This window comes from Azomonas macrocytogenes, from assembly GCF_014191985.1.
GTDB classification, from domain to species: domain Bacteria; phylum Pseudomonadota; class Gammaproteobacteria; order Pseudomonadales; family Pseudomonadaceae; genus Azomonas; species Azomonas macrocytogenes.
Genome location: NZ_JACHXI010000019.1, coordinates 34725 through 61698 on the forward strand (window position 1 = coordinate 34725; position 26974 = coordinate 61698).

Genomic DNA, 26974 nt, shown 5'->3' on the forward strand with positions numbered 1-26974 from the left:
GATAGATGCTTTGGGCTGGAGGGTGTGCCACTTTAATGCATTGCAGGCTTTGCAGACCAACCCTTGCAGGCTCAGGGGACGGAGCAATCAATCAAGAGTCGCGGTCAGGTATTCGAGGACTTTTGCCATCAGCGCGTTAGCCTTGGCATAGGTGTCAACCGGCGTCGCATGCAACGTATTCCCGCTTTGTATGTAAGGCCTTTGTGCGACCAGCTCTTCGCTATACAGAGTGCTCAGCGCATGGGCGCTTTCAGGTGTGGTTTCCAGGTGGAATTGCAGGCCGAGCGTACGTGCTCCGATCTGGAAGGCCTGGTTCTGGCAACCTTCGCTACTGGCCAGCAACATTGCTTGCGCTGGTAGATCGAAGGTTTCGCCATGCCAATGGAAAACCTTGGTGCTGGGTGGAAAGGGGAATGTTCCAGATGGGCTTTCCTGTCCGAATATGGGAAACCAGCCCAGTTCCTTCTCTTGTGCAGGATAGACGTTGGCGCCCAGCGAACTGGCGATCAATTGTGCACCCAGACAAATACCCAGCACGGCCTTGTTGCTTTTCACTGCATCGGCAATGTAACGCTTTTCAGCTTGCAGCCAAGGCAACCTGTGTTCGTCGTTCACGCTCATCGGGCCACCCAGGATGATCAGCAGGTCAACCTGATCGAGCGAAGGAAATCCCGGGGTTTCGAAAAAACGGGTATACGAGATAGATGCGTTTCGTTCTTGCAGCCACTTTTCGATACTGCCAAGACCTTCGAAAGGGACGTGTTGAAGGACATGGACCTGCATTGACATTACTCCTGGCGGTGAGCTGCGAGCCTACCTGCAAAACGGCGGTTCCGGTAAGTGGCGCGTTTCAAAATACCATGACGACTGCTGTAGAGCCCGTTGCCAAGCCGATGGCATACCCTGGTGCAACCAACTATCGTGCTCGCAGACTTCGACCGGTCTGCGGTAAGTTAAGCGCTCTTTGAATGTGGAGATTTGTAGATAATGTTCCATAGAAAGAGTTGTATTGCCTTCTTGGCAGGGCTGGCCTTGCTGGGACAGGCGCTATCGGCCCAGGCAGACCTGCCTGACTTCACTTCTCTCGTCGAGGATGCCTCGCCAGCGGTCGTCAATATCAGCACCAAGCAGAATCTTCCCGACCGTGGTGCGGCCAGTTCTCGGATGCTGCCGGATCTCGAAGGCTTGCCGCCTATTTTTCGTGAATTCTTCGAGCGCAGCATTCCAGGCATGCCGGCCGATCCTGGCCGAGGCCGGCAGCAAGAGGCCCAATCCCTTGGTTCCGGTTTCATCATCTCGGCTGATGGTTATGTCCTGACCAACAATCATGTGGTTGCCGAAGCAGACGAAATCGTGGTGCGCTTGCCTGATCGCAGCGAACTCACAGCGAAGCTCGTCGGTGCCGATCCGCGGACCGATGTTGCCTTGCTGAAGGTCGAGGGCAAGAATCTTCCGACGGTCAAACTCGGTAAATCGAGCGAACTGAAGGCTGGCGAATGGGTGTTGGCAATCGGCTCGCCGTTCGGCTTCGACCATACGGTGACGTCCGGTATCGTCAGTGCCGTGGGCCGCAGTCTGCCGAGTGAAAGCTATGTGCCTTTCATTCAGACCGATGTGGCGATCAACCCTGGCAACTCGGGCGGACCGCTGTTCAACTTGAAAGGTGAGGTCGTGGGAATCAATTCCCAGATTTTTACCCGCTCCGGAGGCTTCATGGGCTTGTCCTTCGCCATTCCCATTGATGTGGCGATGGATGTGGCGAATCAGTTGCGTACCGAAGGCAAGGTCAGGCGTGGCTGGCTGGGCGTGGTCATTCAGGAAGTCAACAAGGATCTGGCCGAGTCGTTCGGGCTGGAACGTCCTGCCGGCGCGTTGGTCGCACAAGTCATGGAAGGTGGACCGGCGGCCAAGGGCGGCATAAAAGTGGGTGATGTCATTCTTAGCGTAAATGGCAAGCCAATCATCATGTCTGCCGATCTGCCGCATCAGATCGGTTCGATGAAACCAGGCACTACTGCCGAGCTGATGGTGGCGCGAGAAGGTGATCGCAAGAAACTGGCCATTACCATTGAAGCGCTGCCCGACGAAAAGGAAATGCTCTCCTCGAATGAGGGAAGTGGCGCAGAAAAAAGCAGCAATCGGTTAGGAGTTCGGGTTGCCGAGCTGACTGCCGAGCAGAAGCAAAGCCTCGATTTGCAGGGTGGCGTGGTCATCAGCCAGATAATAGGCGGACCGTCCGCCATGATTGGTTTGCGTCCAGGCGATGTGATTACCCATCTGAATAATACGGCTATCGATTCGGTGTCGACATTCACCAAAATAGCTGAAAACTTGCCGGCCAAACGCTCGATTTCCATGCGTGTCTTGCGCCAGGGACGAGCGAGCTTCATTACGTTCAAGCTTGCAGAGTAAGAACGTAGCGAATGTGAAAGGGGCGGCTTATCAAAGCCGCCTTTTTTACATCCCTATACCTGCGGATCAAACTTTCCGGAGGCGATGGCAAAGTGATTTCTTTTCGATAGGTGTTACTGATATCCCATAGTGTCTGGCGTGGCGCTTGCAGGGGTGATCGGTTACACTTCGTGGCCATTTCGGCAGGCGGTCGGCCTGCATCTATCCGAGTATCCAAGCTGTGAGCGACCTGAGTCATATCCGTAATTTCTCAATCATTGCGCATATCGATCATGGCAAGTCGACCCTGGCGGATCGCTTCATCCAGATCTGCGGTGGCTTGGCCGATCGAGAAATGGAAGCCCAGGTTCTGGATTCCATGGAGCTCGAGCGTGAGCGTGGCATCACTATCAAGGCTCACAGCGTGACCCTGCACTACAAGGCGCAGGATGGTAAAACCTACCAGCTCAATTTCATCGACACGCCCGGGCATGTCGACTTTACCTATGAGGTCAGCCGTTCGCTCGCCGCCTGCGAAGGTGCGCTACTGGTCGTGGATGCAGGCCAGGGAGTCGAGGCGCAATCGGTCGCCAACTGCTATACCGCCATCGAGCAGGGGCTGGAGGTCATGCCGGTGCTCAACAAGATGGATCTTCCCCAGGCCGAACCGGAGCGAGTCAAGGAAGAAATCGAGCACATCATCGGGATCGATGCGACCGACGCCGTTTCTTGCAGCGCGAAAAGCGGCATGGGTGTCGTTGATGTGCTGGAGCGGCTGGTGCAGGTCATTCCTGCTCCCGAAGGCGAAATCGACGCTCCGCTGCAAGCATTGATCATCGATTCCTGGTTCGACAACTACCTGGGCGTAGTCTCGCTGGTCCGGGTCAAGCATGGCCGAGTGAAAAAGGGTGACAAGATTCTTGTTAAATCCACCGGCAAGCTTCATCAGGTCGACAGTGTTGGAGTCTTCACGCCCAAGCATACGGAAATGGGGGATCTCAAGGCTGGCGAAGTGGGCTTCATCATCGCCGGTATCAAGGATATCCATGGCGCTCCGGTAGGCGATACGCTGACTCTTTCCAGCACCCCGGATGTGGCCATGTTGCCGGGTTTCCAACGGATCAAGCCGCAGGTTTATGCCGGGCTGTTCCCGGTCAGCTCCGACGATTTCGAAGATTTCCGCGAGGCGTTGCAGAAGCTCACCCTGAACGATGCGGCCTTGCAGTACGAGCCGGAAAGTTCCGATGCGTTGGGGTTCGGCTTCCGCATCGGTTTTCTTGGCATGCTGCACATGGAGATCATCCAGGAACGGCTCGAGCGTGAATACGACCTTGACCTGATCACGACCGCACCTACTGTAATCTACGAGCTGGTGCTGAAAAACGGTGAGATCCAATACGTCGACAACCCGTCCAAGCTACCTGATCTGTCTTCCATCGATGAGATGCGCGAGCCCATCGTGCAGGCCAATATTCTGGTTCCTCAGGATCACTTGGGCAATGTCATTACCCTGTGCATCGAAAAGCGTGGGGTCCAGCGCGACATGCAGTTCCTGGGTACACAGGTTCAGGTTCGCTACGATCTGCCGATGAGTGAGGTCGTGATGGATTTCTTCGATCGCTTGAAATCGGTGAGTCGCGGCTATGCTTCACTGGATTACAGTTTCGATCGCTTCCAGGCGGCCAATCTGGTGCGGCTGGATGTCTTGATCAATGGTGAGAAGGTGGATGCCCTGGCACTGATTGTCCATCGCGATAATGCGCATCATAAAGGCCGTGCCCTGACCGAGAAAATGAAGGAACTGATTCCACGGCAGATGTTCGATGTGGCCATCCAGGCGGCCATCGGCGGCCAAGTCGTCGCCCGGACCACGGTAAAGGCACTGCGCAAGAACGTTCTGGCCAAATGCTATGGTGGTGACGCAAGCCGCAAGCGCAAATTGCTGGAGAAGCAGAAGGCAGGCAAGAAGCGCATGAAGCAGGTTGGCAGTGTAGAAATTCCCCAGGAGGCGTTCCTGGCGGTTCTGAAGGTGGATAGCTGAAATGTCGATCAATTTTCCATTGATGCTGGTCGTCGCAGTATTGGTATGCGGTGCCCTGGCTCTGCTGGACCTGTTTTTTTTCGCGCCGCGGCGGCGGGCGGCCATCGCCAATTACCAGGCGACTGTCACCAAGGCCGATCCTGCAGCGCTCGAGGCGCTGAAGAAGGAGCCAGTACTGGTCGAGTATGGCAAGTCTTTCTTTCCCGTATTGGCCATCGTTCTGGTGTTGCGCTCCTTTTTGGTCGAGCCTTTCCAGATTCCGTCCGGTTCGATGAAACCTACGCTGGAAGTGGGCGACTTCATCCTGGTCAACAAGTTCGCCTATGGCATTCGGCTGCCGGTGGTCGATACCAAGGTCATCAGCGTCAGCGACCCGCAACGCGGCGATGTCATGGTGTTCCGTTACCCCAGCGATCCGGATGTCAATTACATCAAGCGAGTGGTTGGTCTGCCTGGGGATGTGGTGCGTTATACCAGTGACAAGCGGTTGTTCATCAACGGTGAATCGGTAGCTGAAAAGCTGGTCGGGGAAGAGCCGGGTAGTCTGGGCAGCACCAGGCTGTACGAGGAGCAACTGGGCAAGGTGGAACATCTGATCCGCAAGGAAATGGGCCGCTACCGCATCGAACCTGACCGCCAGTGGACAGTACCGGCAGGTCATTACTTCATGATGGGTGACAATCGGGACAACTCCAACGACAGTCGTTACTGGAACGATCCCAATATTCCCGCCCAGCTACAGGGTATGGTTCCCGACCGGAATATCGTCGGCAAGGCCTTCGCAGTCTGGATGAGCTGGCCGGATCCGAAGTTCAGTCACTTGCCAGATTTTTCCCGGGTGGGATTGATTCTGTGAAAGCAATGGATTGCTGGCGTTTCGTCCGGCTCTGCTGGCTAAAAAAACCGCAAAAGGATTTTGTGAGGCGACATGAACCTTCCACGTTCGCAAAAAGGATTGTCCGTGCTGGGTTGGTTAGTGATGCTGGCCCTGGTGGCATTTCTTGCCAGCACCTTATTCAAGATGTTGCCGCATTATCTGGACTATATGTCCATGGACAAGGTCATCGCTTCTGCAGAGACCGACAGCAATCTCGATATCCATAGCGTGCAGGACTTCTATACTCACGTAGGAAAGGGGATGCAGGTCAACGGCATTCGCGATCTCGATATGAAAGAAGCATTGAAGGTCGAATTGGAAGACGAAGAATTCAATGTGCACCTTGCCTATGAAAAACGTGAGTCCCTGATCGGTAATCTCGATCTGGTGGCTCGTTTTGCCAAAGAATACCGATTTAGGATGCCGTGAGTACTTCGTTAGATCGTCTCGAGCGCAAGCTCGGTTACCACTTCAAGAACCAGGAGCTGCTGCTCGTTGCCTTGACCCACCGCAGCTATGCCGGGCGCAACAATGAGCGATTGGAGTTCCTTGGCGATGCCATTCTCAACTTCGTTGCTGGTGAAGCACTCTTCACTCATTTCCCCCAGGCCCGTGAAGGACAGCTTTCGCGCTTGCGGGCACGTTTGGTCAAGGGACAGACCCTGGCTGTCCTGGCGCGCGGCTTCGAGCTGGGGGATTACCTGCGCCTTGGTTCCGGCGAGCTGAAAAGCGGAGGTTTTCGCCGTGAATCGATCCTGGCCGATGCTCTGGAAGCCTTGATCGGAGCTATCTATCTGGATGGTGGCATGGATAGGGTGCGCGAGCGTGTACTGGCCTGGCTGGTCAACGAATTGCAAGGGTTGACGCTGGTCGATACCAACAAGGACCCCAAGACACGACTGCAGGAATTCCTCCAGTCGCGTGGCCACGAGTTGCCGCGCTACGAGGTCGTGGATATCCAGGGTGAACCCCATTGCCGTACTTTCTATGTGGAGTGTCAGGTGGCGCTGTTGAACGAACGAACCCAGGGGCAGGGGCCCAGTCGGCGGATTGCCGAGCAGGTAGCTGCTGCCGCCGCCCTGGTCGGGCTCGGTGTGGAGAACGCTCATGAGTGAATCGCCTGCTGAACGTTGTGGCTACGTTGCCATCGTCGGTCGACCCAACGTGGGCAAGTCGACCTTGCTGAACCACATGCTCGGCCAGAAGCTCGCCATCACCTCACGCAAGCCACAGACTACTCGGCACAATATGCTTGGTATCAAGACTGAAGGTGCGGTCCAGGCGATCTACGTGGACACCCCCGGCCTGCACAAACAGGGCGAGACGGCGCTTAACCGCTACATGAACCGGACGGCGGCTGCGGCCTTGAAGGATGTGGATGTGGTTGTTTTCGTCGTCGACCGTGCTCGCTGGACCGATGAAGACCAGATGGTGCTCGAGCGGGTTCGTTTTGTGTCAGGGCCACTTATTGTCGCGGTGAACAAAACCGATCGCCTTGATGACAAGGCCGAGCTGTTGCCGCATCTCGAATGGCTGGCGCAACAGTTGCCGAATGCCGAGATCGTACCAATTTCCGCCCAGCACGGCAGGAATCTGGATCTTCTGGAAAGGCTGGTGGCCGAGCGTTTGCCGGAAGGCGAACATTTTTTCCCGGAAGATCAGATCACCGACCGCAGCAGCCGTTTCCTTGCGGCCGAACTGGTGCGTGAAAAAATCATGCGCCAGCTCGGCGCCGAAGTGCCTTACCAGGTAACCGTTGAGATCGAAGAGTTCAAACAGGAAGGCCATGTCCTGCATATTCATGCACTGATTCTGGTCGAGCGCGACGGGCAGAAGAAAATCATCATCGGTGACAAGGGCGAGCGGCTGAAGCGTATCGGCCAGGAAGCCCGCAAGGATATGGAAGTGTTGTTCGACTCCAAGGTAATGCTCAATCTCTGGGTCAAGGTCAAAGGTGGCTGGTCCGATGATGAACGTGCCTTACACTCGCTGGGTTACGATTGAAGCCGATAAAAGCGCTGGAGGCTTGATGCTGGACGAAAAGACGGAAAGCAGCCTTGACTCTCCAGCCTCCTTGTCGATTCTGTATGCCTATTCTCGCTTTCGTTCTGCATAGCCGCCCTTACAAGGAAAGCAGTGCGCTGCTGGAGCTCTTTACCCCGCAGGGTCGTGTGGCCGCAGTGTTGCGCGCAGCCCGGGGGCGTAGTGGCAGCGTGGCTCGCCCCTTTAGCCCACTGGAGCTGGAGTTGCGCGGTAAAAGCGAGCTGAAAACCGTTGTCCGCCTGGAGCCAGCGGGCATTCCGCTCTGGCTGAGCGGACAGTCTCTCTATAGCGGCCTCTATCTCAATGAGCTGTTGATGCGTCTGCTCCCTGCCGAAGATCCCCATCCCGCTTTTTTCGAGCATTACTCGACTACCTTGACGGCTCTGGCGCTTGGGTGTCCTCTCGAGCCTTTGCTGCGGGCATTCGAATGGCGCTTGCTCGGCGAGCTGGGCTATGGTTTCGCCCTGGATACCGATGTAGCCGGTCAGCCGCTGGGCGAAACCAATCTCTACCGTTTTCTGCCGGATGCCGGTTTCGAGCGCGCCGAGCAATTTCAGCCAGGCATGTTTTCGGGCCACGAACTGCTGGCCATGGCCCAGGCGGATTGGAAGGTACCCGGCGTGTTGAATGCTGCCAAACGGCTTATGCGTCAGGCACTGGCGCCACATCTGGGCGCACGTCCCCTGGTCAGTCGAGAGCTGTTCATGAACCCGAAGGAATCATCACGTGACTGAAGCCAAGCATCTTCTCCTGGGAGTCAACATCGACCACGTGGCAACCCTGCGCCAGGCCCGTGGTACCCGTTACCCCGATCCGGTGAAGGCGGCGCTGGATGCCGAGGAAGCCGGCGCCGACGGTATCACCCTGCATCTACGCGAGGATCGCCGGCATATCCAGGAGCGCGATGTGTATCTGCTCAAGGAGCTGTTGCAGACGCGAATGAATTTCGAGATGGGGGTGACCGAGAGCATGCTGGCCTTTGCCGAAAGTATCCGGCCCGAACACATCTGCCTGGTGCCGGAAACTCGCCAGGAGTTGACTACCGAGGGCGGTCTGGATGTGGCTGGGCAGGAAACCCGTATCGCCGCGGCGGTCGAACGCTTGAGCCGGGTTGGCTGTGAAGTTTCATTGTTCATCGATGCCGAACCCAGACAAATCGAGGCGGCCAGCCGAGTAGGTGCGCCGGCTATCGAGTTGCATACGGGTCGTTTCGCCGATGCCGAAGGCGCGGTACCAACGGCACTGGAACTGGCGCGGATTCGCGATGGTGTAGCGTGCGGGCTGGATCATGGATTGGTCATCAACGCTGGGCACGGCTTGCATTACCATAACGTCGAGGCCATTGCGGCTATTGCTGGCCTGAATGAGTTGAATATCGGTCATGCCATCGTCGCTCATGCCTTGTTCGTCGGTTTCAAGCAGGCGGTCCGGGAGATGAAGCAACTGATTCTGGCGGCGGCGGTCCGGGTCTGAAGACGTCGTTTTCTCCATTCACGTTCAATCTGTCGAGGTCTTCACATGAACCGGGAAAAGCCCTTTTCGCAAGCCTGCGAGAACAACAAAGCGTCGATCCTGGCTGTATTGCAGAAGGAATTTGCCAACGTTCGACAGGTGCTGGAAATTGGTAGCGGCACGGGCCAGCATGCGGTGCATTTTGCTGCTGGAATGCCCTGGCTGGTCTGGCAGCCCAGCGACCGGGCGGAAAACCTGCCCGGTATCCGTGCCTGGCGTGCCGAGGCGGGGCTGGCCAACCTGCGTGAGCCCTTGGAACTCGACGTGGAGCAGTTGCACTGGCTGGTGCTTGCGGTAGACGCGGTGTTTTCGGCCAATACCAGCCATATCATGAGTTGGCCGCAGGTAGAGTGTCTATTCACTGGGCTTGGCCGGCTGCTACCGAAGGCTGGGGTGTTCTGCCTCTACGGTCCCTTCAACTATGGCGGGCGTCACACCAGCGCCAGCAATGCCGAGTTCGACGCCATGCTGCGCCGGCGCGACCCGGCCAGCGGCCTGCGCGATGCACAGGCGATCCAGCACCTAGCCCGTACCGTTGGGCTCGAAACTTTGGCTGATCATGCCATGCCAGCCAACAACCGCCTGCTGTGCTGGCGCAAGACTGCCTGACAGGCCGTTGAAAAACGATCTGCGTAATACTTCGGCTGTTAGTGCGCTTCGGTCATTTTGGTTTTTGGGGGCGCCTCGCTCGCGTTTTTAACGGCCAGTCTAATGTCTTTTTTTGCTGAAATGATAAGTATTGTCATTTATCAATAGTCACACCACTTTTTTACCGCACAGTATCGACACCTGAGTGGGGTTGGTTCGAGGGCCAAGCCGTGTGGATCACTCGCCGCGATGCCGAGCATCGCCTGCGGGAGATCCGGTCGAGATGTGTCATGTGGCTTTGTGCCGTCGTTGTGCAGAGACGAAGCCGATGCGTTTGCAGTGGAGAGACTGTGATTACGTACGGTGGAAAAGCTGTGATGAAATCTGCCTCTGGGTGGGCCGGCTCGTTGTTGTTGCTTATGGCAGTACAGGGGGCGCCGGCTATCGAAATGGAGGAAGCGGCCGTCTTTAGCGAAAACCTGACGGGCGACTGGGGTGGACTCCGTTCTGCGCTGGCGGCGCGTGGTGTCGAGATCGGGCTCGATCATACCGCCGATCTGATGGCGATTGTCGAAGGGGGACTCGACCGGCATCGCAGCTACTCTGGTCTGCTGGAGCCAACCCTATCGGTCAATCTCGAGCGCCTGCTTGGCTGGCGTGGCGGCAGGCTGTTCGTACATGGCATCACTCCCTATGGTGGTCGTGATCCAATCGACTCGGCCGGATCGATCCATGCGCCGAGTAACCTGGCTACTGGCGTCGACACTTTCAAGCTCTATGAAGCCTGGTTCGAGCAGCGCTTCTTCGATGATCGCCTGGCCATCCTGGCCGGGTTGTATGCAGCTGACTCGGAGTTCGATGTCAAGGAGACGGCAGGCATCTTCATGAACGGTGGTTTCGGCACCGGGATCGAATTTTCGGAGACCGGACTCAACGGTCCCTGTATTTATCCAACCTCGTGCCTGGGCGTGCGGGTCAGGGTCCAGCCGACGCAGGAGCATTATCTGCAAGTTGCGGTGCTCGACGGCGTTGCCGGCGATCCGAAGCAGCCGCATGGCACCCAAGTGCATCTGGGCGGTAACGATGGCGCGCTGATCCTGGGTGAAGCCGGCATTCAGCACGATGCCGATGAGCACAAGCGCTTTCTGCATGCCGCAGTCGGCGCCTGGTACTACACCGCCCGTTTCGACCACCTGCGCGACGTCGATGCGGAGGGAAACCCGCGGCGCGAGCGCGGCACGCAGGGCGCCTACGCACTGATCGAAGGCGAACTGTTCCGCGAGCCGGATCAGAGTGTGCAGGGTTTGAGCGGCTTCCTGCGTCTGGGTTTGGCGGACAAGAAGGTTAACCAGCTGCGCTGGTCGGCCAGCGGCGGGCTCGTCTATACCGGCTTGCTGCCGGGACGCGACGAGGATGTGACCGGCTTCGGCATTTCGCTGGCTTCCAACAGCGGCACCTTCAAGGATGCCCAGCGGGCGGCGGGGGAGCCAGTCACCAGCCGAGAAGTGGCGTACGAACTGAGCCACTGGCTGCCGCTGACCTCATGGATGAGTCTGCAATTCAACGTGCAGTACATCCGCCACCCGAGTACCGACCCCGGGCTGCATAGCGCGCGGATAATCGGGCTGCGTCACAAGATTAGTTTCTGAGGAGGCCGAGATGAGTCCAAGCATGAGTACGGGTCTCCATGTCGTTGGCTTGGCCATGGTGCTGGGCATCGCTTCGGCGCAAGCCGCCTCCAGCGCGGGCCAGTGTCCCGAGCCACGGGAGACGCAGGATGCGCCGCCAAGCTATCTGACACGGGTTAACCCGTTGCCGAAAACCGCCGAAAACCTGGCGATGGGCCGGCGTTTGTACGAGAGTGATGCGCGTCCGGCGCCCTGCATCATCTGCCATGGCGCCCACGGCGACGGCCGCAGTCCGGCTGCTGAGCATCTTGTGCCGCCGCCGCGCAATTTTCGCTGCGCGCAGACCATGGACGCCATTTCCGATGGCCAGCTTTATTGGGTGATCGAGAAGGGCGCCGGCGACCTCCATTACCCGGCGCGCCAGGGCGCGCAGCATCTCGGGCGCCCGGGTCGCAGTATGCGGATTACTGCGATGCGCTCCTACGGGGAATACCTGACCGAGGTCGAAAGGTGGCAGCTTGTGCTCTATATCCGCGCCTTGGCGCAGGAAGACCAGCCCTGAGCGATGGCGTCGCTCAGGTAATTCACGATCATTTGCGGGCGATCAGGATCGCCCGGGTAGGTGCCGGAAGGCCCTCAATGGTTCTGTCCGCGTTGTCCGGGTCGAGAAAATCCGGCAGTGACTGGAAGTGCATCCAGTCCGTGCTGCGCTGCTCTTCGAGACGGGTGACACTGATATCCACGCAGCGCACCTCCTCGAAGCCGGCGCGGCGCAGCCAGCGTTCCAGTGCCGGCACCGAGGGCAGGAACCAGACGTTGCGCATCTGTGCGTAGCGGTCCTCCGGCACCAGAGCGGTGAATTCGTCACCCTCTACAACCAGCGTTTCCAGTACCAGTTCGCCACCTCGCCGCAGGCAGTCCTTCAGTTCCAGCAGATGATCGATCGGCGAACGGCGATGGTAGAGCACGCCCATGGAAAATACGGTGTCGAAGCCCTCCAGCTTTGCCGGCAATTCTTCCGACATCAGGGGTAGATGCCAGGCAGGCAGCGCTGGCAGATAGCGTTTGAGCGCCTGGAATTGGCAGAAGAACAGCCAGTTGGGATCGACGCCCACGACGGAATCGGCGCCAGCGCCGAGCATTCGCCACAGGTAATAGCCATTGCCGCAGCCCACATCGAGCACACGCTTACCGATGAGATCGAGGTGCGGTGCGACTCGCTGCCATTTCCAGTCCGAACGCCATTCGGTATCGATATGCACGCCGAACAGCTCGAACGGTCCCTTGCGCCAGGGCATCAGGCCGCGTAGTGCCTGCTCCAGCTGCTGGCGCTGCGAGGTGGAACACTCACCGTCCAGGTGCATGCCATCGAGCAGTTCGATGCGTTCCGGCAGCAGGACTGGCAAGGCATCCACTGCTGCCTGCCAGCGCGGCAGGTCGCCATGGCCGCTCGCCAGTTTGTCGGCGAGCAAGGCGGGCAGGGTTTGTGCCCAGGTTGCCAGAGGGGTTCCGGCCAGGTGGCGGACCAGGGAGTCGAAGTTGTAGGTCATGGCAAGGCGATCAGTGACGCGAAATTAAGGCACTGGAACCAGGGCAGGACTTGCTTGAAGCCGGCGTCCAGCAGGCGCTGGCGATGGGTTTCCAGGCTGTCGGGTTGCATCACGTTCTCGATGGCGCTGCGTTTCTGCGCGATTTCCAGTTCGCTATAGCCGTTGGCGCGCTTGAAGGCGAAGTGCAGCTCGTTGAGCAACTCATGCGTGCTCGCATCCGCGAAGCACAGCTTTTCCGAGAGGATCAGCGCGCCTCCCGGCAGCAAGGCCTGGTGAATGCAGCCGAGCAGGGTGGAGCGCTGCTCAACGGGGATGAATTGCAGAGTGAAATTCAGGGTTACCAGCGAAGCTGGCTGGAAGTCGAGCTTCAGGATATCGGCTTCCACTACCTGTACCGGCAACAACTCCTGGAACATCGAATCCTGCGCGCTCAGGTATTCGCGGCAGCGCTCGACCATGGCCAGCGAGTTGTCTACCGCGACCACCCGGCAGCGTTCGGCTTGCACATGGCGGCGCAGAGCTTGCGTAACGGCGCCGAGCGAGCAGCCCAGATCATATAGATGGGTATTGGGTTGGGCGAAGTGCGCAGCCAGTACGCCGATGTTTTCGACGATGGCAGGATAACCCGGTACCGAACGCTTGATCATATCGGGAAAGACCCGCACCACATCTTCATTGAAGACAAAGTCCGGTACCGGGGCGAGTGGTTGGGCAAACAGGCGATCGGGATCGTGGGTCACGGTGTCATTATGGGAGTGTGGCTGAAGGCGGCATTGTAGCGAAAATGCAAGGCTTCAGATGCCTGCAGCCTTGCACATTTACATCGGCAGCAAGGATGCTCATTGCCGGTAAATCACTTCACAACGATCCGGCAGTCGAACAGCCCGCTTGGTTCGGCACCGACTTCCCATGGGCGCTGATAAGTCAGCAGCAAGCGGCCGGTGCCTGGATGAGTGGCCTGGAAGCGCCAGGTGGAGGTGCCTTTACCGCCGAGTGGGTCCTGCTCCGAGTTGCTGTAGACCTCGGGGCCGAGCTTCTTCAATAGCTCGTCGGAGCTTTCCCGCAAATTCCAGCGGTTACCGCTCGATGGATCGCTCGGCAGTTTGAGAACCATGGTTTCGCCTTGGCGTAATTCGAGCGGACAGGATTTGTCCTGGCTGACGGTTATCGACGGTCCCGAAGAAGGACTGGAACTGCAGGCGCTGAGTGTGCCAAGCAATGTGGCGGAGCAAAACAGGCGAACGTTAGGCATGGAATCTGTCCGGATAGGCGTTGTGCAAAGATAACTTCAGGTCCGGTAGAGCCCAAGTTCTTCTTCGATTACAGGCTGTGCAGGATAGCGCAAGGATTATTGGCTACGCAGCCAACCGCAACAGTTGTCGGTTGATCGCTATATACGACAGCGTTATGGTGAAGCCAGTAAAGGATTGCTATCAGTTGTAAGGTTTCCCGAGGCAGGTATGCACGAGCCGTTCAGGCAGCGCCGCGAGGCCAAGCTCCGTAAGCACGTTGCCCTGAAAAATATAGTGAAACGCGACTTTGCTTGTCGGCATATCTCCTGTGCCGACACACAGCTCTGGGATGACTGGCACGCCCGCCGTTCCCTGGATGAAGTCTGTACTGCACCGACAGGATACGGATTACCTGATTGTTGCAAATCTCTCCACGAAATCCTTCTCGAGCATCCTGAGCGAATGTCTGCCTGGGCTCTGGCCGCTACCGCTGCAGCATTCTCCAGAGCTGGGCGCCATTGCCCTTGCCATCGCCATGGTATCGATACGCAGCTTGCGACTGGCATATTGATACCAGCTTTCGCGCATCGCGATCTCGAATCATTGAAATATGTAATCAGGAGACTCAACCATGAGGCATATTCGAATGCTGGCCATGGCCTGCCTACCTCTGGCCGTCGCAGCCGGTGAGGCCGCCGATCCTGCCGCGATACCGGCTGGATCGATGGAGGTGATCGCTCGCTTCGATGGTCCGGGGCCGTCAGGTATTGCCGTGACACCACAAGGGCGGATATTCATAGGCTTTCCACGGCATGCCGAAGATCATCGGGGCGCGACCCTGGCCGAACTGGTAGACGGCCGGCTGGAGCCCTTCCCGGATACGGCGACGAGTCTGCCCTCCGCACGTCCGGCTGCCGAGCAGCTGGTCTCGGTGCATGGCATGACCACCGATAGTCAGGGCAATCTCTGGATGATCGACGATGGCAAGCGTGCTCGCATCGATGGCATCCCCGACGGTGCGGCCAAGGTGGTCGGTTTTGATCCACAGACGCGCCAGACGATTGCCAGCGTGGTGCTGAAGGCGCCGGCGCTGTTGCAGGACAGCCACATGAACGACCTGCGCGTGGATCTCACTCACGGCGCCAAAGGAACGGCCTATATCAGTGATTCCTCGTTCGGTACTTCGCCGGCGCTGGTGGTGGTGGATATTGCCAGTGGCCGACAGCGGCGCGTGCTGGCCGAGCATGTCTCCACCCAGCCGGAAGCAGGCTTCATGGCCATCCTGGACGGCAAGCCGATGCGCTACGATCCCCAGCATCCCACCTTTCCGCTGGGGGGAGCCGATGCGATCACGCTCAGCGCCGATTCGAAAACCCTCTATTTCGCACCGCTGAGCAGCCGCCGGCTGTACAGCATCCCGACTGACATGATTTCCGACTTCGGCGCCGATGAGTCGAAGCTGGCCGCCGCCGTCGTCGACCTGGGTGAGAAGGGCTTCGCCGACGGCATGGCTACCGATCCGCAGGATCGCCTCTACATTACCGATGGCGAGCACGATGCGATCCTGCGCCGCTGGCCGGACGGGCATTTCGATGTGGTGCTGCGCGACCCGCGCCTGGTCTGGCCCGATGGTATCTACACCACCGACCGGCATGTCTACGTCACGCTGGGGCAGTGGGATCGCCTGCCAGGCTTCAATGCTGGCCAAGACCTGCGCCAGCCTCCCTATCTGCTGATACGTGCGCCAATCGATTCACCGCCGCGTTTGAATGCATCCTCACTTACACCATGAATCCTTATCGGTTTCGATTGTCTGTGCCTACACCATCAGGCTGGCACGGATTCCGATTGTGGACGCACTGGAGCGTCCCCCTGCGACAACCTCGCCAAGGAGTAATTCTTCATGAAAAGCCTGACACTTCACCTGGCCCTGCTGGGCTTGTCCGCCAGCCTTGCAGGCGCGGCATGGTCGGCTTCGCCCGAGCTTCCCGCCCCGCAGCTGCAACTGGTGGCGACCAGTAGCCAGTACACCTGGAATGGCATTGCCGTCGCCGACGATGGGCGTATTTTTGCCAACTTTCCACGCTGGGCCGAGGGCACGCCGAGCGTAGCCCTGGTGGGTAAGGATGGCGCTTTGACCCCCTATCCGGGCGATGGTTGGAACACTTGGAAACCGGGCGACGACCCCGCTCGACACTTTGTTTCTGTCAACTCGCTGCATGTGGATCGCAGCGAGAACCACCTGTGGGTCGTCGATCCGGCCACGCCGAATTTCGGACCCAGCGTCGAAGGCGGACCCAAGTTGGTGGAGATCAACCTGGCGACGAACCAGGTACTGCGCGTCTACCCCTTCAGTTCTCAGGTTGCGCCGCGCAACAGTTATCTCAATGACGTTCGGGTACTGGGTCGGCATGCCTTTGTGACCGAGTCGGGCACCGGTGCGTTGCTGGTGCTGGATCGTGATTCCGGCCAGGTACGCCGCCTGTTGGCGGACAGTGCATTGACCAAGGCCGATCCGGGCATTGTGCCGGTGGTGGATGGCCGTCCGCTGACGGGAGCCGATGGCAAGTCACCACAGATCCATGCCGACCAGATCGAGCTGTCGGCGGACCGCAAGACCCTGTACTTCATGGCTCCGTTCGGGCCAAGGCTGTATCGCGTCGCGGTAGCCGACTTGCTCGATACCAGCCTGGGTAGTGCCGAACTGGAGCGACGCGTGCAAGTCGATCGCGACGTGCCGCCGGTAGGGGGTATCGCCATGGATCAGCACGACACTCTGTACCTATCGGAGATCCAGACTCACTCGATCCGCGCCGAAACGCCGGATGGCCGGACTCTCTGGACCTTGACCGACCCGCGCCTGGACTGGCCGGATGCCTATTCGATCACGGCCGATGGCACTGTATACATGGTGGCTGCACAGGTAGATCGCCTACCCGGTTTCCATCAGGGTACTGATGCGCGCCAGCCGCCTTATTACCTTTTTTCCTTCAAGCTGACCGCTCCTCATGTCCACAAGAAAACCCCATGACCGGTGTTTCCCCGAAAGGACTTCCCCCTTTTCCACAGGAGAATGAATGACCATGAAGCGTATGTTCAGGCTTTCGCTATTGACGGCGGGGCTGCTGTCCGCCTTCGCTGCCCAGGCTGGCACAGTCGCCTTGCAACATGCTCGGGTGATCGACGGCAAAGGCGGCGCGCCGCTGGAAAATACCACCGTGCTGATCGAGGACAACCTTATCGTTGCAGTCGATACTGACGAGCAGGCCAAGTTACCGAAGGACGCCAGAATCATCGACTTGTCTGGCAAAACCGTGCTGCCCGGACTGATTTCCGACCATTCGCACCTGGGCATGATCGATGGCCTCACTGCCGGGCCGCAGAACTTCACGCGCAGCAACATCGAACGCCAGTTGCGCCAGTTCCAGCGTTATGGTGTCACCACCGTAACCTCGTTGGGTCTTAACGGCCCGTTGTTCCAGACGCTGCGTGCCGAGGCACACGCGGGCATCCTGCCGGGTGCCGATACATTTGGTGCCGACCGTGGTATCGGCGTGCCGGAAGGTGCGCCACCGATGAATGTCGGCCCCGATCAGCTGTATCGTCCGACCACGCCGGAAGAGGCGCGGGCGGCCGTGCGCGAGATGGCCACGCGCAAGCCGGATCTGCTGAAGGTCTGGGTGGACGATTTCCATCACACCCTGGCCCACAAGATGAAGCCGGAGATCTACACGGCGGTAATCGACGAGGCACACCAGAAGGGGTTGCGGGTGGCCGCGCATGTCTATTATCTGGACGACGCCAAGCGATTGGTTGCCGCCGGTGCCGACATTCTCGCCCATGGCGTACGCGACCTGCCGGTGGACGACGAGTTGATCACGCTGATGAAGGAAAAGGGCACCTGGTACATTTCCACGCTGGACCTGGATGAGGCGTTCTACGTCTATGCCGAGCAGCCGGAATGGATGAAGTCGGTGTTTTTCCGCAATACCTTGCAACCGACGCTGGCCGCGCAGTTCGACGACCCCGCCTGGCGCGCCAAGGTGCTGGCTGATCCGCAAAAGGTCAAGGTGGACAAGGCTTCGCTGCAGACCAATCTGGACAATCTCAAGCGCCTGTACGATGCCGGAGTGAAGATCGGTTTCGGTACCGACTCAGGTGCCATGCCGCTGCGGATTCCCGGTTTTGCCGAGCATCGTGAACTGCAGTTGATCGTGCAGGCCGGGCTGACGCCTTTGCAGGCATTGACGCTGGCTACCCAGAATGCCGCTGCCCTGCTGGGCCTGGATGATCGCGGCACACTCGCGCCGGGCAAGCGCGCCGACTTGATCGTGGTCGATGGCGATCCGGTACAGGATATCCGCCAGTTGGAGAAAATCGAGGCGGTCTGGCAGCGCGGGCAGCTGGTTTCCGGGCCGGTAGTGCCCTGAATCCGGCTGTGTTCCAGAAATAAGTGCCATGAATGTACGGCGGGTTATATAACTCGCCGTCTCTTGAGCAACCTGCTCGCTGGTGCCATACCGGCGAGCGGGCCTCTCAGAACAACACCTTGGCCACGTCTGCGAAGCGCCGGGCGAAGTGCACCTTGAGGCCGTCCTTCAGATAGGCCGGCAATTCGTCGAAATGCCCGCGATTGGCTTCCGGCAGGATCAGTTCGAAGATCTTCTGCCGGCGGGCGGCAATCACCTTCTCGCGTACACCACCGATGGGCAATACCTGGCCGGTGAGGGTCAGTTCGCCGGTCATTGCCACGCTCTTGCGCGGCGCCTGGTTGCGAGCCAGCGAGAGCAGGGCGCTGGCCATGGTGATGCCGGCACTGGGGCCATCCTTCGGTGTCGCACCTTCGGGTACATGCAAGTGAACGAAGGCTTGGTCGAAGAATTCGGGATCGCCCTGGTAGTCCTGCAGATGCGAGCTGACATAGCTGTAGGCGATTTCAGCCGATTCTTTCATGACTTCGCCCAGTTGCCCGGTGAGCTTGAAGCCCCGGTTCAGGGTGTGGATGCGCGTCGCCTCGATGGGCAGTGTGGCCCCGCCCATGCTGGTCCAGGCCAGGCCGGTGATCACGCCGACGCCGGAAAGTACCTGCTCGTTGCGAAAGACCGGGCTGCCGAGATAGTTTTCCAGGTCCTTGGCCGTAACCTTGACCTTGGTATCCGGTGCGTCCAGCAGCTTGACTACCGATTTGCGAACGATCTTGCCCAGTTGCTTTTCCAGTTGCCGCACGCCGGCTTCACGCGCATAGCTTTCGATCACTTCGCGCAGGGCTGCATCGTTGATCGCCAGGTGTTCCTTCGTGACCCCGGCCTTTTCCAATTGCTTGGGCCACAGATGGCGCTTGGCAATGGCCAGCTTCTCCTCGGCAATATAGCCGGACAGCCGGATCACCTCCATGCGGTCGAGCAGCGGGCCCGGGATTGAATCCAAGGTATTGGCGGTGCAGACGAACAGTACCTTGGACAGGTCCAGGCGCAGGTCCAGATAGTGGTCGAGAAACTCCACATTCTGCTCGGGATCGAGGGTTTCCAGCAGCGCTGAGGCTGGGTCACCCTGGTAGCTGACGCCCATCTTGTCAATCTCGTCGAGCATGATTACCGGGTTCATCACCTCGACATCCTTGAGTGCCTGCACCAGTTTGCCGGGCATGGCGCCGATGTAGGTGCGCCGATGGCCCTTGATTTCCGCCTCGTCGCGCATGCCACCGACGCTGAAGCGGTAGAATGGCCGGCCCAGCGATTCGGCAATCGACTTGCCGATGCTGGTCTTGCCCACTCCGGGGGGCCCCACCAGCAGGACGATGGAGCCACTGATCTCGCCCTTGAAGGCGCCGACCGCGAGGAATTCGATAATGCGGTTCTTGATGTCGTCGAGCCCCGCATGGTGCTTGTCGAGGATCTTGCGCGCACGCTTCAGATCGAGCTTGTCCTTGCCATAGACGCCCCAGGGCAGGCTGGTGGCCCAATCCAGGTAGTTGCGGGTGACGGCGTATTCGGGCGATCCGGTTTCGAGGATCGACAGTTTATCGAGCTCTTCGTCGATGCGCTTCTGCGCTGCCGCTGGCAGGGTTTTGCCCTCCAGGCGGGCGCGGAACTCGTCGGCGTCGGCGCTCTTGTCGTCTTTGGTAATGCCCAGCTCACGCTGGATGACCTTGAGCTGCTCCTTGAGGAAGAACTCGCGCTGGCGTTCGCCGATCTTGCGATCCACTTCGGCGGACAACTCCTTCTGCAGGCGCGCGACTTCCACTTCCTTGCGCAAGAGCGGCAGCACCTTCTCCATACGCTTGAGGATCGGCACGCAGTCAAGTACTTCCTGTAGTTCCAGGCCAGGTGCGGTAGTCAGCGCAGCAGCAAAGTCAGCCAGTGGCGAGGGATCGTGGGGACTGAAGCGATTGAGATAATTCTTCAACTCCTCGCTATACAGCGGATTGAGCGGCAAGAGCTCCTTGATGGCATTGATCAGCGCCATGCCATAGGCCTTGACTTCGTCGCGCTGGTCTTCATCGCTTTTCGGGTAATCGACCTCCACCAGATACGGCGGCTTGCGCCGCAGCCAGCCACGGATGTGTACGCGGGCCATGCCTTGGGCGACGAACTGCAATTTGCCGCCTTCACGTGTGGCATGGTGGATGCGCACCATGGTCCCATGTCTGGGCAGGCTGTCCGGGTCGAACGCAGCAGAGTCTGCCGATGAGTTATCGACAAAGAATAGTGCCATCCGCTGGTGCTGGGTTTTGGCCACACGCTCCAGGGTTTCTGCCCAAGGATCGTCATTGACGATGACCGGTAGCACCTGTGCAGGAAAAAAAGGGCGGTTGTGGATGGGAATGACGTAGAGCTTGTCGGGCAAAGTCTGATCGGGTAGCGCAAGACCGTTGGGAATGACTTCGTGTTCGGGGGCGCGCTCGTGGTCAGGGCTGATCTCGTCAGTCATGCGGCTTCCTTGGATATGATGTGTGATTCCAAGATGGGGCGCGCCCTGCGATTTTCAACCGGGCCAAAGGAGAAAAGCCTTTCAATCCGAAAGGCTTTTCCCGGTTATTTTTCCATGGCCAGAACGTTGCGTTTGTCTTTCACTCCGGCATCGGCCAGGCGTTCGGCTTGCTCTGCGGAAATATGCACACTGATACCTGGGATGTTCAGTACCGACATGCGCGCATCTGCATCGGTACTGAGGTACGTATCAGCGAGCAGGCTGCGATAAACCTTGCCGCCGAGGCAAAAGGAGCAGGCGCGGGTAGAGCCATCGATTTCCACGATCATGATCGTGTCTCCTGCAAGCTTTTTTAGTGAACCGTCACTATTGCGACCACAATTGATTTGCAAGGATCAATGGCTGTCCCTAAAAATAAATAGTTATGATATAACATCTAGATTAACTGCCAAATCTTCACATGGTTGGCCTTTGTCGCTTGCCTGGAAGGCAATTATTGTTGTTGTCTGGAGTTTTCCCCGATGAGATTGACGCTAAACCCTCTCGCCTGGGCCGTTAGTTTGGCATTGGTTCCTGGTGCCTGGGCCGATGATGCGCTCGAACTGGAATCAACCGTGATCAGCGCCAGTGCGTTGGCCAGCAAGCGCTACCAGATGGTCACACCGACCGAGGTGTTGGAGGGGGATGAACTGGTAAAAAGTCGTGAGGCCAGCATCGGGGAGACGCTGGAGAAGCTGCCAGGCATGCGTTCAAGCAGCTTCGGTGCTGGCGTTGGTCGACCGGTGATTCGTGGCCAGGCCGGTGCGCGGGTAAAGATTTTGAGCGACGGCGTCGATGTGCTGGATGCATCCAGCATCAGTCCTGACCATACGGTGACCAGCGAGCCGTTGCTATCCGAGCGTATCGAAGTACTGAAGGGCCCGGCGACCCTGATGTATGGCGGCGGGGCGATTGGTGGCGTAGTCAACGTAATCGACAAGAAAATTCCTACTTACATTCCTGAAAAGGGCTACGAAGGCGAACTGGAGCTGCGTACCAATACAGTCGCCAACGAAGGTGCGGGAGCAGTCGGCATTACTGCTGGCAAAGGTAACTTCGCGGTACGTGTGGAAGGCATGAAGCGTCAGGCTGACGATTACGAGATCCCAGGTTCGCCGAGCAAGGAAAAAGGTTCCTACAACGATAATCACACTTTCACCCTTGGCGGCAGCTTCATCGGTGATCGCGGTTATCTGGGGGTAGCGTACAGTGAACAGCAGAACCAGTACGGGTTGCTTGGGCATGAACATGCCGAATGTTCCCACCAAGCTGGTGGTTGGCACTGCGAGCCCGAAGAAGAGCATGGCCATCATGAAGAGGAAGGCGCTGAACATGGCGAAGAGGATCACCACGAAGAGCACGCTGGCGAAGGCGTACCCTATATCGATCTGGACCAGAAACGCTGGGATCTGCGCGGTGAGCTGAGCGATCCCTTGCCCGGCTTCGAGCGGGTGAGGTTACGAATGGCTCACAACGATTACCAGCACAAGGAAATGGAAGGCGGCATAGTCAGTACGCTATACGAAAGCAAGGCTACCGATGGACGCCTGGAGTTGACTCACAAACCGATCTTCGGTTGGCGCGGTACGCTTGGCGGGCAGACCCTGCGCCGCGACTTCAAATCCTCCGGTGAAGAAGCCTATGTGCCGCAAACCATGACCCATAACCATGCGGTATTTCTGATGGAGGAGTACACCACCGGTAACTGGCGTTATGAATTGGGCTGGCGTCACGAATGGCAGGATATTGTCGCTGAGAATAATCCTAATAGCAGTCACCATGGTACGTCGCTGTCGGCTGGTACGGTCTGGACATTTGCTCCGGAATATTCCCTCGGCTTTTCTTATACCCGTTCGCAGCGCTTGCCGACGGTCGAAGAGTTGTACTCCAACGGTCCACATGCGGCAACGCGCACCGTCGAGCTGGGCGACCAGAGTCTTGACAGGGAAACTGCCCACAATACCGAGCTGACCTTGCGCAAGTTTGCCGGACGCACCACCTTCACCGTCAGTCTGTATCGCAACACCATCAGCGACTATATCTATGGTGCCTATACAGGTAGCGACCTCGGAGCTACTGGCTACCGGGAATTGCAATACCGCCAGGAAGACGCTGTCTTCACCGGCGCCGAGGGCGAGCTGCGTTTCCAAGCCACGGATGCTACTGCGTTGACCTTCTTCGGCGATCATGTGCGTGGCAAGCTGCGCGATGGCGGTGGCGACCTGCCACGGATTCCTTCCGACCGCCTGGGGGTAAGGGTGGAACAGCGCTTCACGCCTGCGCTCAATGGCCAGCTCGAGTTCTACAACGTTCACCATCAGGAGAAGGTGGCGGATTACGAAACGAAAACCTCAGGTTACAACATGCTCAATGCCGGCCTTGGCTACAGTGGTTATCTGAGCCGAGCCGATTATCTTATCTACTTGAAGGGCAACAATCTGCTTGACGAGAAATGGCGCAATACCACCTCCTATATCAAGGACGACGTCATCATGCCGGGTCGCAACCTGACGTTGGGCGTTCGGATGTCATTTTAGGATCTGTTCGTAAAAATGTTTACGATATAAAGGGTTCTTTCCAGGCGATGATGGCGGTCGCGAGATGATGGGAGAGCAGGGACTACAGGTTATATGGAATCAGACAGGTTGCCCGTTTTCGTCGAAGCTCAGGACAACGAGCTCATCATCCGAGTCTGTTATTTCCGCTTTTTGGAGTGTGCCGTTTTCGTGATACGTGTAGACGTGCTGCATTTCCAGCTCGCCGTAGACGATTTTCTCCAATTTGACCACGCGCTCTTGCGAGTCGAAGTAACCGCGAAAGAACGTATTGCGATTTTTCAGGCTCGCCTCGCTCAATTCGTTTGTTAGCTTCAGTGGCAGTTTGATGCCGCTATAGGTGACAAAATAGCGACAGCTATCATGGTTCATCTATTTTCGTTCCGTGACCGGTTTCAGGGGAGCCGATGATCGCATAATCGGAACGATTTTGAATTCCTGGCTTTCCAGCAGGTAAAGAAGGATTAGGATGGTGTATGTAAAAAACAAGGCACAGCAGGATTACCCTGCCGCGCCTTCGACTTACTGTCAGTAAACGCCTGAATGCGTAACCCAGCCAGCCAAGCCTGCTGTATCTACAAGTGGAATGTCGCCCATCTTGGTTTCACCCATTACTGCATTGGGTGATTGTGCAAGAGCAGTTTCAATGACTGTTGCCCCGTCCTTCAGGCAGTTATCGGCAATCGTCTTGTCGGTAGTTACAAAACTAGTCCGAGCTTCTGTATAGAAAACTTGCCATCCTGTTGCGTTGTTTTCTTCACTCATACCAACTCCTTGACCATATCAGTCTTTATGTTTACCTGTTTTTATTGTCTTAATTGCGATTGTGGAAAACAGAAACGCCTTTCGTACTTCGCGTTGCGATTTCTAGTTACCGATTAATGTGACTACCACCCTGAAAAATCGTGCTTGTCGTTGGTCGGTTTTTTGTCGGAAAACTGGAAAATGTCAAAAATCTCCGTGATATCTGACTGTTTCAGTAGGATTTTGCCATATCCGGGTAAATCGGAAACGTTGCTAGATGATGTTTTTTCGCTTGTTTCTGGTTCTGTCTTTGGAGTCGACCGGGCCGAATTTGCGATACATTTCCATATATCGATAGATATTCATCGAATCGATATAGGGCTCATCCATGAGTTGAGCTCGTATCGAGCGTTTGCCGGGTGTCAGCACAGGCTTGTAGTCCAGCAACGGTTTGATGCGTGGAGGCGCAGACGACTGGCTATAAACGAAGGGAATAGGCGCGGAACAAATATAGCCGGGCTCTTCGCCGTCACGAACACGCGCTCGAATATGTGGCGTGACAGGTCTGTAAATAGCTACCTGCTCATCAGGCATCAATCGCTCCAGCATGTCGATCGCAAAGACCAGTTTCCGATCCCCCGATTCCTCTGCGAGGCTTTGCAGCGATGGCCGATAGCCGTGGTTTTTCAACAGAAGTTCGTCATAAACCTGGATCAAGTCCATAACTCGCTTGCGTTCGATAGATGCACCTGTATCCCAATAGAAGCGCAGTGTGAAAGGCTTGGAAAGCAGGGGAGTCACCCGTAGGGCTTGAAGGCTCGCAATGGCTGGATGTGCGCGCCATATATCGATCCGGGCTTGCTGGTCGAGCGGTTTGATAATTTCGAACAGTTCCATCCGCAGCTTGTTGGTCGCATTGATCTGCTCCAGCATCAGATCCGGGACGGCAATCGCTCCGGGAGCGCGTAGTGTTTCCTTGGGGCTTTGCGCCGACCGTAACCAGATGCTGGTCAGTACCTCGATTGTGAGGTCGACCGCCTCTTGATCGGTCAAGGACCTGACATGAATGGGTTCGGCTTTATCCACGGTGGGACTGTTGCGCAGAGGAATTTCGTAAAGAGCATCGATGCGAATATTTTCGGCATTATGTCTCAGCATGGTCGCCAGTGTTTCCAAACCTTGATCAAGCTTGAAAATCAACTCCTTGGCACCCTGTGCAGGGCTGAGATAAAGGTTCATGGCGCACTCGTCCGGCTATATCCATTGGTGGTTTCGACTATACGCCCGAGGCTTTGACTGGACGGGCAGCCGAAGGCTGGACACAGAGTCTATCTGCTCCAGCCTTGGGGCTACCTTCTTACCTTTTCTTTAGACACGAAGATACGGGATGGCAAAAGGATCAGTGTTTGGCGGCAAGCGCATCCCGTAACAGCTCGGCCAGATGCCGAGGTCTGGAATCACCATGTGAACGCATCTGCTGGCGGCAGGAAAAGCCATTGGCTATCACGCGTGCCTCAGGTTTTTCGCGCAGGGCCGGAAGCAGAGCCTGTTCAGCCATTTCACTGGCCATTGCCGCATGTTCTTTCTCGATGCCGAACGTGCCGGCCATCCCGCAGCAACCCGCTTCGATCAAGGAAAAATCATGCTCGGGAATCATCTTGAGCACGCGGCGCATGGCTTTCATGGCGCCTACTGCTTTCTGGTGGCAATGACCATGGACCAGGGTTTCATTGGTCTGCAATGCTTGCAGCGGGAGTTCGAGTCGTTTGGCCATGCTTTCCTTGGCCAGGAACTCTTCGAACAGCAGCGTCTGCTTGCTCACGATATCGACCGCTTCGCCCAGCCCGAGGGCTTGCGCATCGTCACGCAGGCCGAGGACACAAGAGGCTTCCAGGCCGACGATCATACGGCCGGCGGCAACGTGTGGTAGTAGGGCATCGACCAGCCGCTTTGCTTCGGTACGTGCTTCTTCAACCATGCCCTGGGCCAGATAGGTTCGGCCGCAGCACAAGGGGCGGGCTGGCTCGGTACTGGCTGCATCCGGCTCGGCGATCAGTACGCGATAGCCGGCGGCGTGCAATACGCTCAACGCTGCTTGGGCAATATCCGGTTCAAAATGGCGGGTGAAGGTATCCACAAGCAGGACCACTTCAGGCAGTTCCCCGCTAATGCTGGCTTGCGCTTGTACGGCTGGTGCGTTGAATGACTGCATCGCCGGGGCAGGGATCGGACGGTCGGCGGCCAGCCCGAAAAAGCGTTCCGACAAGCGCGCCAGGACCGGGCTGCCGTTGCGCCAGTGCACCAGTGTTTTCAGCCAAGGTGCACGATGAAGCCAGCGCGGTGTATGGGCAAAGAGCCGGCTACGCACGCTTAGTCCCTGGCGAGTTGCACGTTGGGCAAGGAATTCCGTCTTGATCAGCGGCATGTCGACGTTGGCTTCGCACTCGCGCTTACAGCCCTTGCAGGCGACGCAGAGATCCATGGCTTCGGCCAATACCGGATTCGCCAGGGCCTGTTCCGCCAAGTCGTTGTTCAAGGCGGCCTTGAGCAAGGCTACCCGGCCGCCGGTGGATAGATTCTGGTTGCCACTGATACGAAAACTCGGGCACATCACCTGTTTGCCTTGCGCTTCGCACTGGCGACTGTTGATACAGGCTGCTATGGCCTTGGCAAAATCGCCACCATGCTTGGGGATATCTGCATAAGCATCGCCCATCCCGGCATCTTTATAGGCGGACCAATCGAGGAAGGTTTTCATCGATTGCACTCCTCTTCATGGATAGGGATCGGAACCAGTTGAAAGAATAAATAAGGACAAGCACTCATAATTCGGTAAGGTACATG

The 26974-nt window shown here is 57.6% G+C and carries 26 protein-coding genes; 16 read left to right on the top strand and 10 right to left on the bottom strand.

What is annotated here, in order from left to right; genetic code table 11:
- Window positions 1-87: 87 nt before the first annotated feature.
- Window positions 88-783: a type 1 glutamine amidotransferase gene (locus FHR87_RS15320; RefSeq protein ID WP_183167587.1), complete on the bottom strand. Its 696-nt coding sequence runs from the start codon at window positions 781-783 to the stop codon at window positions 88-90.
- A 204-nt stretch (window positions 784-987) separates the two neighbouring features.
- Here FHR87_RS15320 and FHR87_RS15325 point away from each other — a divergent pair, with 204 nt between their 5' ends.
- The 11 genes from FHR87_RS15325 to FHR87_RS15375 all read left to right on the top strand — a co-directional run bounded on the left by FHR87_RS15325 (window position 988) and on the right by FHR87_RS15375 (window position 11642).
- Window positions 988-2412, top strand: coding sequence for a DegQ family serine endoprotease (locus FHR87_RS15325; protein ID WP_183167588.1), 1425 nt, complete (start codon window positions 988-990; stop codon window positions 2410-2412).
- 220 nt (window positions 2413-2632) lie between these two features.
- Complete coding sequence (lepA, locus tag FHR87_RS15330; protein ID WP_183167589.1) at window positions 2633-4432, top strand: translation elongation factor 4; 1800 nt, start codon at window positions 2633-2635, stop codon at window positions 4430-4432.
- 1 nt (window position 4433) lies between these two features.
- Window positions 4434-5288 (top strand): signal peptidase I, encoded by an 855-nt coding sequence (gene lepB, locus FHR87_RS15335; protein WP_183167590.1) that lies wholly within the window; start codon window positions 4434-4436, stop codon window positions 5286-5288.
- 72 nt (window positions 5289-5360) lie between these two features.
- Window positions 5361-5738 carry a DUF4845 domain-containing protein gene (locus tag FHR87_RS15340; protein WP_183167591.1) on the top strand — a complete coding sequence of 126 codons (378 nt, stop codon included), beginning with the start codon at window positions 5361-5363 and terminating at the stop codon, window positions 5736-5738.
- The gene (rnc, locus tag FHR87_RS15345; RefSeq protein WP_183167592.1) at window positions 5735-6424 is read left to right on the top strand and encodes a ribonuclease III; all 690 of its coding nucleotides are present in this window, start codon (window positions 5735-5737) and stop codon (window positions 6422-6424) included. Before FHR87_RS15340 ends, rnc begins: the two co-directional genes overlap by 4 nt.
- Window positions 6417-7313, top strand: a complete 897-nt coding sequence (gene era / locus FHR87_RS15350) for a GTPase Era (protein ID WP_183167593.1) — start codon at window positions 6417-6419, stop codon at window positions 7311-7313. Before rnc ends, era begins: the two co-directional genes overlap by 8 nt.
- Window positions 7314-7396: 83 nt before the next feature.
- Window positions 7397-8086 (top strand): DNA repair protein RecO, encoded by a 690-nt coding sequence (recO, locus tag FHR87_RS15355; RefSeq protein WP_183167594.1) that lies wholly within the window; start codon window positions 7397-7399, stop codon window positions 8084-8086.
- Complete coding sequence (gene pdxJ / locus FHR87_RS15360) at window positions 8079-8825, top strand: pyridoxine 5'-phosphate synthase (RefSeq protein WP_183167595.1); 747 nt, start codon at window positions 8079-8081, stop codon at window positions 8823-8825. The genes recO and pdxJ overlap by 8 nt, the downstream gene beginning before the upstream one ends.
- A gap of 45 nt (window positions 8826-8870) precedes the next feature.
- A complete protein-coding gene (locus FHR87_RS15365) occupies window positions 8871-9473 on the top strand; it encodes a DUF938 domain-containing protein (protein WP_183167596.1) in 603 nt (200 codons plus the stop codon).
- Between the two features lie 356 nt (window positions 9474-9829).
- Window positions 9830-11101, top strand: coding sequence for a carbohydrate porin (locus FHR87_RS15370; protein WP_183167597.1), 1272 nt, complete (start codon window positions 9830-9832; stop codon window positions 11099-11101).
- 22 nt (window positions 11102-11123) lie between these two features.
- Entirely contained in the window at window positions 11124-11642 is a 519-nt protein-coding gene (locus tag FHR87_RS15375; RefSeq protein WP_183167598.1) for a c-type cytochrome, read from the top strand.
- 28 nt (window positions 11643-11670) lie between these two features.
- Here FHR87_RS15375 and cmoB read toward each other — a convergent pair whose 3' ends face one another.
- The 3 genes from cmoB to FHR87_RS15390 form a co-directional block, all read right to left on the bottom strand.
- Window positions 11671-12630, bottom strand: a complete 960-nt coding sequence (cmoB, locus tag FHR87_RS15380) for a tRNA 5-methoxyuridine(34)/uridine 5-oxyacetic acid(34) synthase CmoB (protein WP_183167599.1) — start codon at window positions 12628-12630, stop codon at window positions 11671-11673.
- Window positions 12627-13370, bottom strand: a complete 744-nt coding sequence (gene cmoA / locus FHR87_RS15385; protein ID WP_183167600.1) for a carboxy-S-adenosyl-L-methionine synthase CmoA — start codon at window positions 13368-13370, stop codon at window positions 12627-12629. The genes cmoB and cmoA overlap by 4 nt, the downstream gene beginning before the upstream one ends.
- A 113-nt stretch (window positions 13371-13483) precedes the next feature.
- Window positions 13484-13882, bottom strand: coding sequence for a protease inhibitor I42 family protein (locus tag FHR87_RS15390; RefSeq protein WP_183167601.1), 399 nt, complete (start codon window positions 13880-13882; stop codon window positions 13484-13486).
- 329 nt (window positions 13883-14211) lie between these two features.
- Between FHR87_RS15390 and FHR87_RS15395 the strand changes: the two genes are divergently transcribed.
- From FHR87_RS15395 to FHR87_RS15410, 4 genes are all read left to right on the top strand, one after another.
- Window positions 14212-14433, top strand: a complete 222-nt coding sequence (locus FHR87_RS15395; protein WP_183167602.1) for a hypothetical protein — start codon at window positions 14212-14214, stop codon at window positions 14431-14433.
- A 60-nt stretch (window positions 14434-14493) separates the two neighbouring features.
- Entirely contained in the window at window positions 14494-15654 is a 1161-nt protein-coding gene (locus FHR87_RS15400; RefSeq protein ID WP_183167603.1) for an L-dopachrome tautomerase-related protein, read from the top strand.
- Between the two features lie 111 nt (window positions 15655-15765).
- Window positions 15766-16893: an SMP-30/gluconolactonase/LRE family protein gene (locus FHR87_RS15405; RefSeq protein WP_183167604.1), complete on the top strand. Its 1128-nt coding sequence runs from the start codon at window positions 15766-15768 to the stop codon at window positions 16891-16893.
- Window positions 16894-16939: 46 nt separating this feature from the next.
- Window positions 16940-18292 (top strand): amidohydrolase family protein, encoded by a 1353-nt coding sequence (locus FHR87_RS15410; RefSeq protein WP_183167605.1) that lies wholly within the window; start codon window positions 16940-16942, stop codon window positions 18290-18292.
- Window positions 18293-18398: 106 nt separating this feature from the next.
- Here FHR87_RS15410 and lon read toward each other — a convergent pair whose 3' ends face one another.
- Window positions 18399-20792 (bottom strand): endopeptidase La, encoded by a 2394-nt coding sequence (gene lon / locus FHR87_RS15415; protein ID WP_183167606.1) that lies wholly within the window; start codon window positions 20790-20792, stop codon window positions 18399-18401.
- Window positions 20793-20896: 104 nt separating this feature from the next.
- Window positions 20897-21121, bottom strand: coding sequence for a DUF3203 family protein (locus tag FHR87_RS15420; RefSeq protein WP_183167607.1), 225 nt, complete (start codon window positions 21119-21121; stop codon window positions 20897-20899).
- Window positions 21122-21313: 192 nt separating this feature from the next.
- On the opposite strand from FHR87_RS15420, the gene FHR87_RS15425 reads away from it, so the two are divergent.
- Window positions 21314-23368, top strand: a complete 2055-nt coding sequence (locus tag FHR87_RS15425) for a TonB-dependent receptor (RefSeq protein WP_183167608.1) — start codon at window positions 21314-21316, stop codon at window positions 23366-23368.
- A 99-nt stretch (window positions 23369-23467) separates the two neighbouring features.
- Here FHR87_RS15425 and FHR87_RS15430 read toward each other — a convergent pair whose 3' ends face one another.
- The 4 genes from FHR87_RS15430 to FHR87_RS15445 form a co-directional block, all read right to left on the bottom strand.
- Window positions 23468-23758, bottom strand: a complete 291-nt coding sequence (locus FHR87_RS15430; protein WP_183167609.1) for a DUF6156 family protein — start codon at window positions 23756-23758, stop codon at window positions 23468-23470.
- Window positions 23759-23914: 156 nt separating this feature from the next.
- Window positions 23915-24151: a hypothetical protein gene (locus FHR87_RS15435; RefSeq protein WP_183167610.1), complete on the bottom strand. Its 237-nt coding sequence runs from the start codon at window positions 24149-24151 to the stop codon at window positions 23915-23917.
- A gap of 252 nt (window positions 24152-24403) precedes the next feature.
- Window positions 24404-25369, bottom strand: a complete 966-nt coding sequence (locus FHR87_RS15440) for a DNA replication terminus site-binding protein (RefSeq protein WP_183167611.1) — start codon at window positions 25367-25369, stop codon at window positions 24404-24406.
- Window positions 25370-25529: 160 nt separating this feature from the next.
- Complete coding sequence (locus FHR87_RS15445; RefSeq protein ID WP_183167612.1) at window positions 25530-26888, bottom strand: (Fe-S)-binding protein; 1359 nt, start codon at window positions 26886-26888, stop codon at window positions 25530-25532.
- Window positions 26889-26974: the final 86 nt, after the last annotated feature.